19 protein-coding genes, 2 pseudogenes and 1 riboswitch are annotated in these 17,491 nt (G+C 35.1%); of the genes and pseudogenes, 18 read left to right on the top strand and 3 right to left on the bottom strand.

Going from position 1 to position 17,491, the window contains the following annotated elements; genetic code table 11:
* Nucleotides 1-970: 970 nt before the first annotated feature.
* The 7 genes and pseudogenes from JOC86_RS05580 (at nt 971) to JOC86_RS05550 (ending at nt 7,616) form a co-directional block, all read left to right on the top strand.
* The gene (locus tag JOC86_RS05580) at nt 971-3,649 is read left to right on the top strand and encodes a DUF3289 family protein (RefSeq protein WP_205168791.1); all 2,679 of its coding nucleotides are present in this window, start codon (nt 971-973) and stop codon (nt 3,647-3,649) included.
* A gap of 22 nt (nt 3,650-3,671) precedes the next feature.
* Complete coding sequence (locus tag JOC86_RS05575; RefSeq protein WP_205168789.1) at nt 3,672-4,163, top strand: hypothetical protein; 492 nt, start codon at nt 3,672-3,674, stop codon at nt 4,161-4,163.
* 447 nt (nt 4,164-4,610) lie between these two features.
* Nucleotides 4,611-4,862 (top strand): hypothetical protein, encoded by a 252-nt coding sequence (locus tag JOC86_RS05570; RefSeq protein ID WP_205168787.1) that lies wholly within the window; start codon nt 4,611-4,613, stop codon nt 4,860-4,862.
* Nucleotides 4,863-5,444: 582 nt separating this feature from the next.
* Nucleotides 5,445-5,570: pseudogene (locus JOC86_RS05565) on the top strand (hydrolase); the annotation flags it as partial.
* 321 nt (nt 5,571-5,891) lie between these two features.
* Entirely contained in the window at nt 5,892-6,287 is a 396-nt protein-coding gene (locus JOC86_RS05560; protein ID WP_205168785.1) for a hypothetical protein, read from the top strand.
* Nucleotides 6,288-6,494: a helix-turn-helix transcriptional regulator gene (locus JOC86_RS05555; RefSeq protein ID WP_205168783.1), complete on the top strand. Its 207-nt coding sequence runs from the start codon at nt 6,288-6,290 to the stop codon at nt 6,492-6,494.
* A gap of 504 nt (nt 6,495-6,998) precedes the next feature.
* Nucleotides 6,999-7,616 (top strand): hypothetical protein, encoded by a 618-nt coding sequence (locus JOC86_RS05550; RefSeq protein WP_205168781.1) that lies wholly within the window; start codon nt 6,999-7,001, stop codon nt 7,614-7,616.
* A 269-nt stretch (nt 7,617-7,885) separates the two neighbouring features.
* Here the strand turns inward: JOC86_RS05550 and JOC86_RS05545 are convergent, their stop codons facing one another.
* Nucleotides 7,886-8,497, bottom strand: a complete 612-nt coding sequence (locus JOC86_RS05545) for a CGNR zinc finger domain-containing protein (protein ID WP_205168779.1) — start codon at nt 8,495-8,497, stop codon at nt 7,886-7,888.
* Between the two features lie 119 nt (nt 8,498-8,616).
* Here JOC86_RS05545 and JOC86_RS05540 point away from each other — a divergent pair, with 119 nt between their 5' ends.
* From JOC86_RS05540 to JOC86_RS05490, 11 genes and pseudogenes are all read left to right on the top strand, one after another.
* Nucleotides 8,617-9,090 (top strand): hypothetical protein, encoded by a 474-nt coding sequence (locus JOC86_RS05540; protein WP_205168777.1) that lies wholly within the window; start codon nt 8,617-8,619, stop codon nt 9,088-9,090.
* An 89-nt stretch (nt 9,091-9,179) separates the two neighbouring features.
* Nucleotides 9,180-9,543 (top strand): annotated as a pseudogene (locus JOC86_RS05535) (Rossmann-fold NAD(P)-binding domain-containing protein); the annotation flags it as partial.
* Nucleotides 9,544-9,811: 268 nt separating this feature from the next.
* Complete coding sequence (comGA, locus tag JOC86_RS05530) at nt 9,812-10,882, top strand: competence type IV pilus ATPase ComGA (RefSeq protein WP_205170135.1); 1,071 nt, start codon at nt 9,812-9,814, stop codon at nt 10,880-10,882.
* On the top strand, nt 10,866-11,888 hold the full coding sequence (comGB, locus tag JOC86_RS05525; protein WP_205168773.1) for a competence type IV pilus assembly protein ComGB: 1,023 nt from the start codon (nt 10,866-10,868) through the stop codon (nt 11,886-11,888). The genes comGA and comGB overlap by 17 nt, the downstream gene beginning before the upstream one ends.
* 13 nt (nt 11,889-11,901) lie before the next feature.
* Nucleotides 11,902-12,201 (top strand): competence type IV pilus major pilin ComGC, encoded by a 300-nt coding sequence (comGC, locus tag JOC86_RS05520; protein ID WP_205168771.1) that lies wholly within the window; start codon nt 11,902-11,904, stop codon nt 12,199-12,201.
* On the top strand, nt 12,201-12,638 hold the full coding sequence (gene comGD / locus JOC86_RS05515) for a competence type IV pilus minor pilin ComGD (protein WP_205168769.1): 438 nt from the start codon (nt 12,201-12,203) through the stop codon (nt 12,636-12,638). The genes comGC and comGD overlap by 1 nt, the downstream gene beginning before the upstream one ends.
* Nucleotides 12,631-12,957, top strand: a complete 327-nt coding sequence (locus JOC86_RS05510; RefSeq protein WP_205168767.1) for a type II secretion system protein — start codon at nt 12,631-12,633, stop codon at nt 12,955-12,957. Before comGD ends, JOC86_RS05510 begins: the two co-directional genes overlap by 8 nt.
* Complete coding sequence (gene comGF, locus JOC86_RS05505; RefSeq protein ID WP_275583370.1) at nt 12,839-13,399, top strand: competence type IV pilus minor pilin ComGF; 561 nt, start codon at nt 12,839-12,841, stop codon at nt 13,397-13,399. The genes JOC86_RS05510 and comGF overlap by 119 nt, the downstream gene beginning before the upstream one ends.
* 79 nt (nt 13,400-13,478) lie before the next feature.
* Nucleotides 13,479-13,742, top strand: coding sequence for a competence type IV pilus minor pilin ComGG (locus JOC86_RS05500; RefSeq protein ID WP_205168763.1), 264 nt, complete (start codon nt 13,479-13,481; stop codon nt 13,740-13,742).
* 7 nt (nt 13,743-13,749) lie between these two features.
* The gene (locus tag JOC86_RS05495; RefSeq protein WP_205168760.1) at nt 13,750-14,271 is read left to right on the top strand and encodes a shikimate kinase; all 522 of its coding nucleotides are present in this window, start codon (nt 13,750-13,752) and stop codon (nt 14,269-14,271) included.
* A gap of 25 nt (nt 14,272-14,296) precedes the next feature.
* Complete coding sequence (locus JOC86_RS05490; RefSeq protein WP_205168758.1) at nt 14,297-14,479, top strand: YqzE family protein; 183 nt, start codon at nt 14,297-14,299, stop codon at nt 14,477-14,479.
* A 75-nt stretch (nt 14,480-14,554) separates the two neighbouring features.
* On the opposite strand, the gene JOC86_RS05485 is transcribed toward JOC86_RS05490, so the two are convergent.
* Complete coding sequence (locus tag JOC86_RS05485; protein WP_205168756.1) at nt 14,555-15,346, bottom strand: YqhG family protein; 792 nt, start codon at nt 15,344-15,346, stop codon at nt 14,555-14,557.
* A complete protein-coding gene (locus tag JOC86_RS05480) occupies nt 15,315-17,009 on the bottom strand; it encodes a DEAD/DEAH box helicase (protein WP_205168754.1) in 1,695 nt (564 codons plus the stop codon). Before JOC86_RS05480 ends, JOC86_RS05485 begins: the two co-directional genes overlap by 32 nt.
* Before the next feature lie 187 nt (nt 17,010-17,196).
* Nucleotides 17,197-17,289, top strand: a riboswitch (glycine riboswitch).
* Nucleotides 17,290-17,491 lie beyond the last annotated feature (202 nt).

Here is a 17,491-nt window from a genome sequence, read left to right as displayed (position 1 = left end):
GAATAAAGAGGTTGATATATGTTAGTCATGACTAACATATATCAACCTCTATTTTTTATGACTTTTTACAATTTAGGTCTTGATAATACATTTTCCCTGAAGGCGTCGCTCCCCATCCTCTCCTTCCCCTTACGAACTACGCTTAAGCTGGTTGTGTTCATTGTTGCTTCCGCAGCTTTGTACGAAAGTGGGCAAAGTGCGCTTCTGACGGTATTCCTTCTTATCGTGGCAGCAGTCTTCATCTTGAAGCTTCATAAAGTAGATATGTGAAGTGGATTAGTCGAAAACCGATCTTCAATAATAGGAAGCAAATCTGTAGCAAGGATTTCACTCTTTCTTTTTGTTAAGGAACATATTTCCTATAACTGGGACCATCGATGATATCTTCTTTTAGTGGTATGGGTATATTAGCGACATTTACCTTATTGTATAGCTGGATTTGAAAGAAATTAAGGATCTCTGCATTTAAAGTCCTAAATAAAGTTCTTTTTTTATGATTATTTTATCGGAAATAAGGATTGACGTTAATCTTAAGGAGCAAAGTTTAAGATCGAAGCTGTTCTTTTGGATTTTTTTCCCGTCCCATTTACTGTTGTTTGAATCATATTGGCTCTAGGAGATCGACATTATCGTCGATCTTTTTTTATTTATAATATTTCCGTAAGGAATCAAAAATCTGAAGAACTATATAACTATTATTTAATTTAGGAAATTATCCCCTTAAAATCAAAAAGTATATAAATTAAGATAATAATGAGTTAATTATTGGTAATTATTAAGGAGTTGATTTAGTGACATAATCTCAAGGATGTTGACAATATTTCTTCAGATAGGAACCACTCTACCGTATCTTCGATCTTTAAACCATTTAAGTTTTATAAGTAACCACCATAGAAAATTCATGTAGCTTCCCTCATTCAAGTGATATTTTTATAGGTTAAATAAATAAGTTGTAGAGGAGATTTACTTGTTGAAAAATAAAGTAAACAGTTTTTTATTATGTTCTGTAATTGTTTTCGGCGGAATTGGGCAAACAGTGGTGGCCAAGGGTATTGACGATGCTGATCAAGGACAACAAAAGAATTTCAGCGAGGAAAATGTAAAACAGTGGTTAAGTGAATATGAATTCTACGAGGATACGAGAGATGGATTAATATATGATAAGGTTGCAGTCAATGAATTAAAGAAATTCTTAACAGTCATAAAAGATAAGAATGCTAAGCTAGATTCCAATGCACTGGATAATCTGATTGTGGAATTTGAGAAAACCGGGGACTTTAAGCAAGAAGATATGAATGAACTTGAAATGTTTGAACAATTGATTAACCAATATGAACAAGCAGTTCAAACGGAGTATTTAAAAGACGTGGTTTTAAAAAGTGATCAGCTCTTGAAAATCAAGCATAAGTTAACAATTTATCTATGGGGCTACGCATCAAATAACGACTTTAATCAACAAACTGAAGTATTGCTTTCAGATATCCTCTTTAATTTTTATTTATCCGATAAAATTATCAACAAAAATGCTATCGGCATCTTAAAAGATATTGCTGATCAATCGGATGAAGATGGAAATAAAATAAAAGCTCATTTAAATAACGCTATCAAAATGACTGAAAAAGCTAATGGGTTTCTAGAAAAAGATTTAGGTATCCCTGCATCAAAATCCTATCAAAATGCCTATAAACAAGTGTTATTCGGGCTAGAAAAAGCAGGCTATACATTTAACACAGAATTCTTTGAATCTACCTCTGACACGGACGGTGACACGATTACAGATGGAATAGAATTCCAAGAGGGAATGAATCCTTTTATAATGGATAGTGATGGTGATGGATTAAAGGACAATATTGAATATGAGAATAAATCTTCCATTTCTCCAACAAAATATGATACAGATCTTAATCTTATAAGTGATGCAGATGAAGATATCGATGGAGATGGCCTGAATAATAAGGATGAACAGGATTATCAAACTTCTTTGATAAAGAAAGATTCAGACCAAGATGGTTTAACAGACGGATTTGAAGTGCAACAGTTTGATTCATTGCCTTATGCGGATGATACAGATGGCGATGGATTAAGTGATGGAGATGAATTTGCTTTAAAGACGGATCCGAATGATGCAGACAGTGATAATGACGAGATCACGGATTCACAGGAACTCCATGAACAATCTATCCGTAAATCATTGAATCAGCCTGATCAATCAGCAATTACTAGTGTAGAAGTCAGTTTTAGTGCAACGGATAATATTCATAAAACGACTAGAGTCACAACTAATAAAGGCAATATTAAAAAAGCTAATTTATACGGCCTCATTGGTTCTCCTGTAAGGATTATTACACAATCCGAATTTGATAAAGCAAGCATTACATTTACTTATGATGAAGCACAGCTAGGAGACACGCTAGAAGATGATCTAGCCCTCATATGGTATAATGAAGATGAGGAAATGTTTGAAAGCCTTGATGCTGTGCTAGATACAAGTAAAAATACCTTAAGTATAGAAACTGCTCAGCTTAGTGAATATATGATGGTTGATAAGAAAAAATGGCTTGAGTTTTGGAGTAAGGAAACCAACTACTCAAGGACGCTTGATGGTGGTGAAGAAATAGATTCCGATGGGGATGGGTTATACGATTTCTATGAAATTGGAGGAATGAAAACTCCATACGGTATCATCCACTCAGATCCTGACATGAAAGATACTGATGGAGATGGATTGACCGATGGACAAGAAATGGGTCCAGTCAGATCATTCACGTTTGAGATTTTTGGAATTACGATTCATTTTGAAGGCTTCTTTCCAACCAGTTTTCCTGACCAAAAAGATAGTGATGGGGATGGAATTTTAGATAATGAAGATGCAAGACCGTTGTACTCAGATTTATCCGATTTAATCATTTTTCAATCAGATAGACCAGAAGGCCATGATGAAAATGGAAATGTAGCGAATGATATGAAGACAGATGACTATACAGGTGATGAAATGACGGACATTAGCTGGATGTTCCATTTCCAATTACTTGGATCCACAGATTTTCTCTTTAAAGATTTCGAGTTCATGTCAACAAGCTTATTTTCTAAGGGAGAAATGGAAGATGTTATTTTAGATATGATTGATCATTTTGAGGATGGATCTGGTACAGATTATAGCAATCAGACTTTAACTGACAAAGCGTTTGAGCATGAGACAACCAAAGACTATGTTGAATTTGTCAAAAATGCATTAGTGGATGAACTAAAGAAAAATGGAGGTAATTTAGCAGCACTTCAGTTTGATGAGAGTACAAAAGCAACGAATGAATTTTATCAAAATATACAGGATAATGCTTCTTACCCGACGTTTAGCAGTTGGGATGATCGATTAGGCGGTCTTACAATCACGGTAAATGATACATGGGGGAATACGATATCCGTAAAAGAATTTTCAGTAGAGAACAATCACTTTGAAGGTGTCATGCATGTTCGTCTATATGATCATTTTGGATTAGATCAGCCAGATGTAGAGAAGGTGTATGTCAACTTAGCAGGATTTCGTGCCTGGTTTGTCTTACAGCATCATGAAGATTATGATGGGAAATATAAGCCCTTTGTTACTTTAATGGAAATGGATATACCATTCGAGGGGGAATTGAGCAATTAAAATTCATTTAAACATTCTAGCTTTGCTGATTGGTATATGCTTCATTCCTATATTCTTAATCGGATGTACAAAAAATGAGGAATCAAGCGGGGAACCAGAGATTTTCGAAATTGCCAATACAGAACAGATCGTTCGTAAAAAGGATGAAGAAGTGGTAACGCTTAGAAAGCATTACATGATTCTGAATCCGCCAAAGGATTTAAAAGATTTGAAGGAATTAGTTGAGAAATACATGAAGAATCATCCAGTTAATGGTGAAATGAAAGACGTAGAAGGAAAAAACAGGATTTTTTATATGTCCTTCTATAGGGAAAGTGACGATTTGCCAAGAGAATGGCAGCCTGATGAAAGTTACATGAATACGGATCGGATGGAACATCATAAACATGATCTCATTGCATCGATCATTTGGTCAGATGCTGAACCACAAAAAGAGTACAATGTTTATGATAAAAGTAAGGAAGGTAAGGTCTTGAAGCGTATGGATTTTATGGAGGATCAGCTTGTTGAATGATACTCTATCCATTTGACTAACAAATAAAACAGATATGCACCCGGTTATATTCTATATCGTGATGACCGACAGTTATATGAATTAAATGCGTTATATACGACGTACTAATCTCACGAGTGATCGTAATTAAATTTTATTTCTATCTTCCAGAAAAGGGCGCTTTAATGGAATAAGAACAAAACCCCATCGTAAATTGATGGGGTTTTATTCTTTCTAAATTCTTTTCTTGAAACGCTACATAAAAAATGCTTTTAAACTTATTAATCAAGAAACTGCCCATTTAATGGAAGAATTCATTGCCTGAAATGAAATAATTTGGAATAATTAGAAAGGTGGTTAAATTATATAAATTGTGAAAGAAACGATATAAATCAAGATGTCTATCTTAGTGTTGTAGGGTATCGTTTTACATTTTTACAAAAGGGGATTAACATTATAGCGACTTGGATGGTACATTTTAGAATTGCAGAGAATCTATTGAATATGGGCTTATTAGTATCTGAAAAGGAGTTCGTAGTTGGAAATATCGGGCATGATTGTGGTTTGCCTGATAAAGTGACAGGAGAATTTTATCCTCAGGAACAAGTTCCCCACTTTAATGTGGATAATAAAATGAATCCTAGTTTGTTTCTAGAGCAATACATTAAGAAAGATAAGATAGATTTTACTAACCCACAGATCTCATTTTATTTAGGTTAATATCTTCATCTAGTAACTGATGTTGAATGGAGTCAACTACATCAGAAAAAGAAAAAAGAACATGTTTATCAAGAAATACTTGGAGCACCTGAATACGGAAGGATTGTAAAAAGAGATTGGTATGGCGCTGATTTTGTTTATCTAATGAAAGTGAGGATAATATTTTTAAAAATGTATTTCAACATATAAAGAGTTTTCCAGATTATCTGGATATTTTTCCTGAAAAACAGATTTCAAAACAAATAAATCGAATTACAGAATTTTATTTAGGTGATTCATATGTATTTGCATTGGATCCAACATATAGGTTTGAATATTTAACTCCCGATGAAGTTTTCAGTTTGTTAAAATTACTACCAAGAAATTAGTACATAACCTAAATACAACTTTTGCTGAGGCAATTTTATGTGATAAGCAAAGAATTACTAATAATTAACCTGCTGTGTAGGAAAGGAGACTTTTGGAAGTTTCGGTATTTCAGTCCTATCACAGGTCGGGTTTATGATTTTTCACAAACGGGTGAAATAGCTTATTATTTCATCTGGAGGATAGTTGAATATATTATTTAAGGGTGGGGGAATTATGGGTTCAAGAATAATGCACTCAATTATTGGTAATAAAATTGCAGAGGCTTTATCAATAGAAGATAAAACATCATTTTTGCTTGGAAGCATTGCTCCAGACGCTGTTTTTTCACACGAAGAAAAAAACTAATGGGAATGGCAAGGTATTTACCCCCAAATCTATGTGATGAATATTTTTAGTAAGAAATAAATTCACTCTTCAAGAATCGGACGCTATTATGAAGTAACCAGAGCCTAATTTCTCGCTTACAATAACGAGAAATTAGGCTTTTTTATATTTTCCTTAGCGTTGTAAATTCGTATTTACCTAACACTCCCCCTTTTGGGAAAGCGAAAAATTTTTGGAAGCCCATTGACTAAAAAATACATATGTCATATATTTATAACATTAAGTTATATATTTATAACATTAAGTTATATATTTCTAACATTAGGAGGTATTACATTGAAAATGAAATATATCGTATTAGGGGTTATTTCATTAGGTATTGTGTTAGGTATGCTTCTTCAAATTTTCAATTTACTCGGGGCTAATGATTATTTTTCAGCAGCTCTACTGTTGATTGGTTTAATAAGCTTTGTTAGTTATATTTCAATGATAATGAAAAAATTATTCCCTGAATTCAAGCATGGATTACCTTCTGATGATGAACGATCCAAAAAGGTGAAATACTATTCAGCGGGTAGGGCATATTTCTTTTCCTTATATATATGGATTGCTTTACTCGCTTTCCAAAAATACTTGGATAGTGACGACACTTTAATTTTGGGGATATTAGGGATGGTTTTGTCTTTATTCGTCTCTTGGCTTATTACAAAGAATAAGAGAGGCTCCGAATAAATGAAAACGAAAATCAAGGAATACAGAGCTAAATACAATATGACTCAATTGGAACTTGCAAAAGCAGTTGGAGTAAGAAGAGAAACAATCAGCTTTCTGGAAAAAGGAGAATATAACCCTTCCTTAAAGCTTGCCATTAAAATTGCTCGTGAATTTCATGTAAGTATCGAAGAACTATTTATCTATGAGGATAGTGAATTTGATTAAAGAAAGGAGGTGAAGGAGATGTTTGTTTATTTGTATCATAAAATGAATAAAACACAACAAAAAGCCACGATTGCAACAACGGTTACTTTCTTGGTAGCGGGTGTTGCTTTGTTTTTCGTATAATTCCGGTATTCAGGCAGGGAACCCTTCCCAATTAATGTGCAAGTGTTATTAAGCATCACCAGAAACTACTCAGGTATTCCAGAATAAGGCGCGATTGTGGAACAATAAGGTAGAAAATGATTAAACTTTTTAAAAACCAAATTAAAATCTAATGAAAAGAAGCTTTTTTGATCAATCTTTTTTCAAAATGGCTTCTTATTATTTATCGTAAAATAAAGGTTCGCAAGGTATCTTTGCTTAAACTTCACTTCAAAACTACAAGCGCAGCTTATTTGATCTCAGGCTATGCCCATCTTCAATTAAAGGGCAGGTTAATGAAAAGTTAAGATTATAAACCTTTAGTAAAAATGAATACAGTGATACGAAGGGGAGGTCAGTAAATTGGATATAGAAGTTGGATATTTACCAAAGAGATACTATGACTCAAATCCTGATGCTGGAGGTTTTTTTCCTTTTACATTAGAAGGAACTACACCATATGTTTTCTCAATCGATGGTTTTTATCTTCCAGAATTAGATGAAAACTTTCTGCCATTGTGGATGAGAAATATTAAAGCATTTCCACTTTATTTTTGTGCTGAAGTTCCTACCTATTTGAAATATGAGATTGAACATAAATGCCAGGAATTTAATATCGGTTATAGATACTTAACTAACAAATACGACCGTTCAGTAATAGTTACTGCAATCCAGAATGAAAAGCAGTTTAAGGAGATTTTCCCTTTCTATATTACTCTTGGTAGTGGAAATGATTTAGTTTTATGGTCCACAAATAAAGATGTATTTAGATTAGAACAGAGAGAGTGGAAAGGAAATTGGGAAGGGAAAGTTGTAGAAACAGTAGTGGTCAAAGTAGAAGTTGATACAAGTATTTTTTGGATTGGCTATGATGGAGAAAACATTGCGGTTATCTCAAATCAATTGAATTTCTCAACATATGAAAAAATAATCAGGACTTTTCCTATTTTTGTAGTTCCAAAGCTATGTGAGTACGAGTAATAGGTTATTCTTGTTCCATTATAGGGAGCTTTAATGGAATAAAAACAACACCCCACCTTAAAATGATGGGGTGTTTAATCTTCCTTATTTTTTTCTTGAAACACTATATACTCAAAATCTATTAACTTATTATTTAATGTAGTATAGTGTTATGAGGAAACCAAAGATCCGTTACTAAAAGAAAAAAAATCCCCAGCTTTAGGACAAAAAGTAGGGGATTTGCTTTTTAATAGACTTAGGAAGAGGTGAGGGGAAGTGACCGATTATGGTCACTTTTCTTTTTGATTAAATCGTCGTGCTTTGGCACGATTTCCGCAATCGGCCATTGAACACCAGCGTCGGCTCCGGTTCCGGCTCGTATCGAAGAATAACCATCCACAAGGGTCTCCCTCACATTGTTTGACTCGTTCCAGATCGTTTTTAGAAACGAGTAATTCTACAGCAGATTTCAAAATCGGAGGGAGCATAGTGTCCAAGTTTTTCTCGGTATGCTTGAACTTCAGAGTGTAATGATCGTTTTCATGAATTACATGCAAATTTTGATAGAAGTGGCTTACAGATTCATTGAAACGTACCAGGTCAGGCGGGTGGGGTATTGTTCCCTTTGAAATGGACTTGAAGATTCGATACATGGCTTCCCGAATTTCAATTGCCTGCTTTAGTACATCTCCCGCTTCAGACTGTTTCTCCTCCGCTTTTAAAAGAAGAGCTTTTGCTTGTTGTTCGGTCAAGACTTCAGCATAGATGCTCCATTCGACCAAATTGGCGTAACTCGTAAACCAATCCCGCCTTTTCTCCGCACTTTCCCGCCAACTGACGGTATTGATGAAATCCATACACAAACGTTCTCCGACCATCATGTAAATGTTTGTTCCCGACATGATCAAAACTCCTTTACTATAACCATCATAATATAAATTGACAGTTAGAAACAACTCAGTTAAAATATAACCGTCTAAAGTAGTTTTGGTAGTTAAAAACAAATTTAGGAGGTACTGAGATGAACAATCCGATGTTATTAGCTGTTAGGACATTGTTGAAGGAAACATTTGATGGACCTGAAAAAAACGCAAGCTGGTACACAGAAGCGAAGCCTGGTAATGGTTTATTCGGAACGCTTGAAAAATTATCGGCAGAAGATGCTTCGATATCTGTAAATGGTACGACAATCGCCGCACAAACAGATCATACCCGCTATTACTTATGGGCTGCGAATTCCTATTTAAATGGAGAAGAACCCAGGAAGGACTGGGAAGCATCTTGGAAAATCACAAACGTTGATAAAATCACATGGGCACAATTTAATGACAAACTTCAACAAGAATACACAACACTACTTAAAAAGATTGATTTACTTGACTCCTTAGATGAACAGACATCGAATGGTCTGTTGGGAGCGATCGCTCACTCCGCCTACCATCTCGGTTCGATACGACAGATGATCAAAGCACTCAAAGTCCCTAGCCAAACATAAGCATTAATAAAGCCCCAAGGAATGATTCCTTGGGGCTTTCAGCTTGAAGAGAAAACCTTGCTTTTCTACAAGCTTTTTTGACGGTTTTAGAAGTAGGCTGGGTACTTCGAAAAGATTTGACGGAGGCAGCAGCAAATGGATTGGCTGGGCAAGGACACGAGAATACAGTTTACGAACTTTCCGGTAAGCTAATGACTCAAGAGGAATTAGTATCTGCTCTTGGAGATATATTAGGGAAAGAAGTCCCTGAACAACAATTCGATGATGCTACTTATGTCGACATTATGAAAGGTGCAGGGGTACCAGAAGCCTATCTTCCTATGCTTGTTAACACGTAAAAAGGTATTCGAGAAGGTGAATTAGAGATAGAAAGTAATGATTTAGAAAAATCACTTGGTCGATACTACAGCAATAAACGAAGTTTTGAGCCAAATTGTTAGTCAAAGCTCTTAAACAGGAAATTAAGTTTAATCAAAAAATGACCTCTATTTCATATGAGAAGGTCATTTTTAACATAAAAAGACTAGCTGGATTCGAACCAACTCATGACGGAGTCAAAGTCCGTTGCCTTACCGCTTGGCTATAGCACAATGATGAACGAACAGATTTTTGTTTGACATTTTTTTAAAAAATATACAAAAATCTTCAAAAGAATAGAGGGATTTCTATTTTTCTGTCGAATAGTAAAGAATAGAATAAAGAAAGGTGGTGTTTAAGCATTATTCCTCCCATAGAAAAGCTTGCTGAAGAATTATTACAGAAAGCCGTTTTATTGGATGCCTCAGATGTACATTTTTTGCCAAGAAAGACAGATTATATTATTCAGTTAAGAAAGCAAGGTACAATAGCTCCTCACACCATTATCCCTGACCAGGAAGGCGAAAGAATCATTTCGCACTTTAAATTTATGGCCTCCATGGATATTGGTGAAAAAAGAAAGCCCCAAAGTGGTTCATTCTCCATCCCAATAAATGATCAGCCTGTCTCACTTCGAATTTCAACGCTCCCTTCTACGCATTCCAAAGAAAGTCTCGTTATTCGAATTCTTCCACAAAATTTTAGTCTTCCTATTCAGAAAATGTCGTTATACCCTTCATCAGCCAATAAACTTTTAGCACTTTTAATGCATTCACACGGTTTGATGATTTTTACTGGACCAACTGGTAGCGGTAAAACAACGACACTTTATACGCTTGTTCAACATTGTTCTGCACAATTGAATAGAAACGTAATTACTTTAGAAGACCCTGTTGAAAAAGAAAATGAAGAATTTCTCCAGGTTCAAGTGAATGAAAAAGCTGGAATCACGTATTCAACAGGATTAAAAGCGATTTTAAGACATGATCCGGATATTATTATGGTAGGTGAAATTCGAGATCGTGAAACGGCTGAAATTGCTATAAGGGCGAGTCTTACGGGTCATCTCGTACTCACAACGATGCATACAAGAGATGCTAAAGGTGCAATATATCGATTGCTTGAATTTGGTATTCAATTTCAGGAAATCGAGCAAACCCTTATTGCTGTATCTGCCCAACGCCTTGTGAAGGTAAAATGTCCAATTTGTAAGGATACGGATGTTAAACAATGTCATGCAAAGCATTACCCCAAACGAACATCTGTCTATGAAATTCTCAGTGGAAAGGCGTTGACACAGGTATTAAGAGAAGTGAAAGGAGAGAAAAGCATTAGTCAATATGCTAAGTTAAAGGATTTATTAAATAAAGGGGTAGCATTAGGCTATCTAACTCATTCAGAGTATGAGAGGTGGGCTTTTGAAGAGGAAACTTAAGGAACAAGGAGAGATCTTAATAAGACTAGGAGAACTTTTGAAAAATGGTTATACGTTGTTAGAATCAATCGATTTCTTATTTATTCATTTGCTTAAAGGAAAGGATGATTTAAGGCTCAAGATTATTAAGGAATTGCAAAATGGTGCAGCACTTTCGGAAGTGTTATTAAAATTGGGAATGTCCAATAATGTATGTGCACAAGTTTATTTTGCTGAGAAGCATGGGCTTGTGTTCGAAACTTTGCTTGATTCTGGTGAATACTTGTTGAAAAGACACGAAGATCAAGAAGCCTTAAAGAAAGTGTTACAATATCCACTAATCCTTATCAGTATATTGTTTCTATTACTGATACTATTAAGAAAGATGCTTTTCCCTCGATTTTTCCTTTTGTATGAATCACTGGGATATCAACCTTCTACTCTCATAGCCTGGATGATGAATATGATTCACTATCTTCCACACATAATGTTTAGTATCTTGTTGTGTATCCTACTCGGTATTGGATTATATTATTTCAAATTGAAGAAACTCCCTCCCCTGATAAAGTCCAACCTTTTGCTCTCCATTCCAGTTATTTGTCATTACATCCGACTAATTCAAACTCACTTTTTTTCACGAGAGTTCAGTTATTTACTCAAGAGTGGCATGTCAATTAACGAAGCATTACTGATCTTTGAGAATCAATCCTTTCGACCATTATTTCAAGCTATTGCATCTAGGGTTAGGAAAGATCTGTATAACGGTCTAACATTCCCTGAATCACTTCAATCATTTTCTCTTTTTAGTACGGAGTTTCTGACTGTAATACGCCATGGAGAAACGAATGGAAAACTATCCCATGAATTAATGTTTTATAGTGATTTTTGTATGAAGGAATTAGAAAATCGCCTGAACAAATGGTTGAAAATAATACAACCAAGTGTATTTGTTTTTGTAGGATTATTCATTTTGTCTATCTATTTCTCCATCATGATTCCACTTTTTCAAGTTATGCAAAATTTTTAATGGAGGTAAAAATATGATTACAAATCAAAAAGGTTTTACACTTATTGAAATGATGATTGTTTTACTCGTCATTTCGGTTCTTTTATTTATTACGATTCCGAATGTGACAAAACAAAGTTCATCGATCAATGATAAGGGCTGTACAGCTTTTCGAAAAATGGTTGAAGGTCAGGTACAGGCATTTAAAGTTGATAAGAGCCGTTATCCTACAGATATAGATGAATTAGTTACAGAGAAATATTTAAAGGATGAATTTAAAACTTGCCCTAATGGAACGGAAATAAAGATTGGGACAGACGGATCGGTTAGTTAATGAGTTTTTCATCTGAAAAGGGATATTCTATCATTGAAACCCTGATTGTTTTGACAATGACAACGATTTTGTTAGGTGTTACAATCTTCTCTTTCCAGCCTCTTCAACGTTCACTTCAAAAGAAAATCTTCATCTCCCAGCTTCAGGCTGACCTATATTTTTTACAAAGCTTTGCGATTAATCAAAAACAAACTTCAATTCTAGAGTTTGGAAACAGAAATGGCTATTACCAGGGAGCAAGCATAACGGGAGAGGTACTGTTTTATCGAAAATTACCCGAGTATGTGACGCAAGTTCAAAATGAACGTTTATTTAGAGTTATTATTAATCCTAATGGAAATACAGATCGCTTTGGTGATCTTTATTTCATTGTTCATGGAAAGGAAATTAAACTTAGATTTCATATAGGTCAAGGTAGATTCTATGTTTATGAGTGAAAAAGGGTTTACAGCTGTAGAAAGTTTAGTAGCTTTCGGATGTGTAGTAATAATCGCTGCCACTTTATTTCCCATGCTTATTCAATTCCAGAATGGGATACGTTCTAAGGAACAGGAGGTTGCTTCTTATAAAGCTCTTGTTGAAAAGTTGGAGTATTCTACCTTTCAGGATCAGTGGGGAGAAGGTGAGTATATTGAAAATGAAGAATCCTATACCGTTATGTGGTCGAGAAATTCACTTGGTAGAAAAATATGCGTTATCTATTATTCACACAAAGATAGGGTGGAAAAGAAATGCATTGAAGAAAAGCCAGTTTAGAAATCATCAGGGATTTACGTTGATTGAGACTATATTTGTTTTATCTATCTTTATGATGATTTCTTTTTGTGTACCGCTCTTAATAAAAGGATTAGAAACAATAGATGAACATTTAGTACCTAGAAAAAGCTATGAATGGAACCTCTATACTTTTCAATTTAGAAATGAATTCAGAGGTTCTTATGGGATAGAGTATGGGAAGGACTCGGTTTCGTTTATAAAGGGAAGTAGAGAGGTTACGTATGAAAAATATGGACATAGCTTAAGGCGGCGAATCGACCGTAGAGGACATGAAATTGTGCTGCAGGATGTTAAGGCTGTAACGATATCTTCACTAACAAATGGTGTACAGATAACCGTCACATTTACAGACAATCAGATCCTCTCAAGTTCATTCTTCACTTATTCATCATTGGAAGGAGAGGGTGGTAACGGACAATAAAGGTTTTATGCTTCCCTACACATTTCTATTATTTATTATCTTTTTATTTGTTTCTATCCATTCCACGGAAATTTTTATGATGAAATACAGGTACTTGGATGAGGTGAAATCTCGGTATGAGCGAGAAGCAATTGAATTACTAGCTGTGAAAAGGATCATGACTGAAGATTTTAAATCTAGCGGAACCTTTGTTTTAAACGATACAAAAGTAAAATATGAACAACTGAATCTAAATAAAGAGAAAGTAGCCCTTTCTATCACCTTGAAAAAAGATAAAAAAAATTTCAGCCCTTTGGAGGTTGTGTATAATAGGACTAATCAAGAAATAGTTTCGTGGAAGTAGGGATATGATGTCAAAGATTTTTCTGATTGGATTTATGGGTGTCGGGAAAACTACCGTTGGAAGTGAATTAGCAAAAGAACTTAAATATAAGGTGGTTGATACAGATCATTTAATTGAAGGGAAGATTGGGAAGGATATAAAGTCATATTTTAAAAAATATGGAGAGGAAGCATTCCGTAAAAGAGAAGCAGAAATTCTTGATGAGCTTCCATCTGAAAATGTTGTAGTCACAACGGGTGGAGGAATTGTGACATATGATGATAGTCGAAAAAAAATAAAACGTAACGGAATCGTCTTCTTTTTACAATGTGATTTTGAAGTCATGATGAATAGGCTAAAGGATGACTCAACCCGTCCATTATTAATAAATAAATCATCACAAGAAATCCACAATTTGTATTTATCAAGATTACCGATTTATAGAAATACAGCTCATTATGTTATTAATACGACACATCTATCAATCGATGAGACTGTAGAAGAGATTGTTAAAAGTTTAAAATACGATGAAACCGACCACAATAAATGATAAGTATTAATAGGGCGGTGACATTATGTCGATTAATGAGTATGTTAAGTTCATGACTCAAACAGTCGTTCAACACTTTGAAAGATCCCCTCAAGAGCGAAAAACGATTCGACAAGAAAAAAAAGATCAAAAGCCACCATTGTTATTTAGGTGGTTTGGAATTGTACCGTATGCGCTAATGCTTTTCTTTAAGCGAAAAAAGAGCTGACCTATGAGAAACTAGGTTGGCTCTTTTTTTTGACGAATTTTTTACTTTCTCTGTGTCGAACTCTTATCCATTCTATTAAAAAGATTTAGATAAATAAAAGAGGCCTCCGTTTATAATTTCAATCGTGATATTCGGTTCATACTGTTCTTTCAATGCTTCCTTCTCAATTGCATAGGCCTCTGGCGTTTCTTCACTGTCACTATAGAAATGATCTAGTAGTTTTAAATCTTCATTCCATCTTTTTCTTGCTGATAATGCCCAATCATCACTTTCCTGCTGTAGTTGTGATTCTAAATAAGTCCGCACTCGAGAAATTCCACTTTTGGGCTTAATAATTGGCGTCAAAGTGAAACAGTAATCAGGAATTTTTGGTGTTAAATTCTTGCTTATAAGCACATCATGGAAGGATTCCATCATTTGACCGTTAATGAGATTTAAACCGATAGAACGTAATGTATCTTTCTTTAAATCACATTGATAGGATATTTTGATATTTAATCCTAACCACGGATGGAGCGGAATTTGTTGACCCGAAATTAAACCCTGTTCTTCATAAAGTCTAATATAAGAGGCGAGCTTCTTAGTTGATTGAAAGATTTGATGAAGCCTAGGAGAGCCAAAATGGATGACTTCCCCTTTAAAATCATCTGGAGCCTTATCAGGGTTCGTTACAAGATTTAGCTTCATCGGGTTAGGTACTCCTCCAGTCTTTTCTAAATAATGCCAGTAAAAGGGGCGGTTCATTAGCTCTTTATCAAGATCAATTGAGAGCTGTACCGTCATATATCCAGGTCCCCCGCCAACAACCTCACATTGATTGGCATGGAAATACCGTTCAAGAAATTGATGTATTTCGCTTTGCTGCATTCGCTTTTTCCTCCTTCATATCTTCCGCAAATTGAATCATGGCAGATAGATTCTCCATTTTTATTTTCATTTCTCCTTCAGATCGTGAATTCACAAATACATCCTTTACATGATCTTCAAAACTTCCGAAATCTAATTTTGTTAAAATCTCATCTAGTTCTCCAATTACACGTTCAAATAAATTGATCTTTTCATAAAGGAGTTTTAAGATATGCTCTTCTACTGTGTTTTTCGTAGCGAAATTGTAAATATGAACATCCTCTGTTTGACCAAGTCGATGGACACGCCCGATTCGCTGTTCAAGCCTCATCGGATTCCACGGTAAATCAAAATTGATGATATGCTGGCAAAATTGAAGGTTGATCCCTTCTCCACCGGCTTCCGTGGCAATGAGAACTTGAGCGTGATTTTTAAATAATTCCTTCATCCAATCTTTTTTACCTCTTTTAAAGCCTCCCCGGAAAGGAACAGATGTGATCCCATGCTGCTTCAAAAACCATTGAAGATAAAGCTGTGTTGCTCGATACTCAGTAAAAATAATCACTTTATCATTAATTTTCTGGATCAATTCTAGTGCTTTCTGTGCTTTCGAATTCATTTGAACGGCTTCTACCTTTTTCATTATTGTCCCTGCTGTATTTTGTAAGGGGATACTTGGTTGTTCATGTTTTTCGAGCATATTCTTCAATGTGAAATAGACCGCTTCACGACTGCTGCATGCTTCTCTTTGAAGGGTGAGAAGGGAGAAGGAGCTAGTAGCAAACTGTTCATTTCCTTTGAAAAGTTGAATACTATCATATAGCTCTCGTTCAGCTTCAGAGAATTCAATCAGTACCGTTTTTACGTGTCTCTTTGTCCACTCAATTCCGGTATCACTTCTTCTATTTCGTATCATCACTTTATTCACTAACTCACGTAGATGTTGATCCTCTTGGACTGAGCGATTTCCTTTTTTATACTTTTCAGCGAAACCAGATTCACTCCCAAGGTGTCCAGGTTTTAATAATGAGACAAGATGAAAGATTTCCTCAATACGATTTTGAATCGGTGTTGCGGTTAATAGTAAACAGAATTTCTTTTTTAAATTTTGAACAAACTCATAATTTTTTGTTTTATGGTTTTTAAGTTTATGAGCTTCATCTATGATCACTAGATCGTAGTTTTGTTCATAAACCATTTCTCGATGTGGACTCCTTTTAGCGGTATCGATAGATGACACTACAATATCGCATTGATCCCAAACATAGCTTTTACGTTGTTGAACTGCTGGGATATAGAATTTTGAATTGAGTTCATAGGCCCATTGAGAAACAAGGGAGGCAGGAACGAGAATTAACACTTTTTTCACTAGACCTCTAATCATGTATTCTTTTAGAACCAATCCTGCCTCAATGGTCTTACCTAGTCCCACTTCATCTGCTAGAATCGCTTTCCCATTCATCGACTCAACAACTTGCTTTGCTACTTCTAACTGATGAGGTAAAGGTGTGACATTTGCCAAATGTTTTGGTGCCTGTAGGCCTTCAAAGTTCGGAATAACCGTATGTTCCTCCACTTCAATGGCAAGCTTGTAAAGTTCCCATTCTCCCCATGGACCGTCTTTTTCAATAAGAGTGGAAAACTCTTCTCCCCACTCTTCGTTAAAATGAATATCTACATTCATACAAAAAACAACTCCTTTAAATCCATAAAAATGATTGCCGAATATTAGTGATTAATGATAGGATGTAAGTAGATTTTTAAGTTTGTAAATTTTCGAAAATCCGAACATTCTAGTGGTTAGAGCATTCTATTGAGTAATCCTTGTGTATATTTCTAGTATGACCAATTTTTACAATGAATATTGGCGAATGATAGCAAGGGGAGAGACTGTTTTTTTACAGCGCCGAAGGAGCAAACAATGAATTTGTGAATCTCTCAGGCAAAAAGACTCTTGTTTGACGCAACTCTGGAGAGTGTTTCCATCGTGAAACCACCAAAGAGGAAAGCCCGATTGGGTAAACTTTCAGGTGAAAGGACAGAGAAGTCTCATAAAATTTATGGGATTTCTCTGTCCTTTTTATGTAAAAAGGAGAAATCCTCTAGAATTTCAAACTACCTATAGTTTGAAATTACTTCATACAAGGACCTCATTAGAAATACTCA

The sequence above is a fragment of the Rossellomorea pakistanensis genome (assembly GCF_016908495.1).
In the GTDB taxonomy this organism is placed as follows: domain Bacteria; phylum Bacillota; class Bacilli; order Bacillales; family Bacillaceae_B; genus Rossellomorea; species Rossellomorea pakistanensis.
Note: the sequence above shows the minus strand (reverse complement) of the source record. Positions and strands in the feature narration are given on the sequence as shown.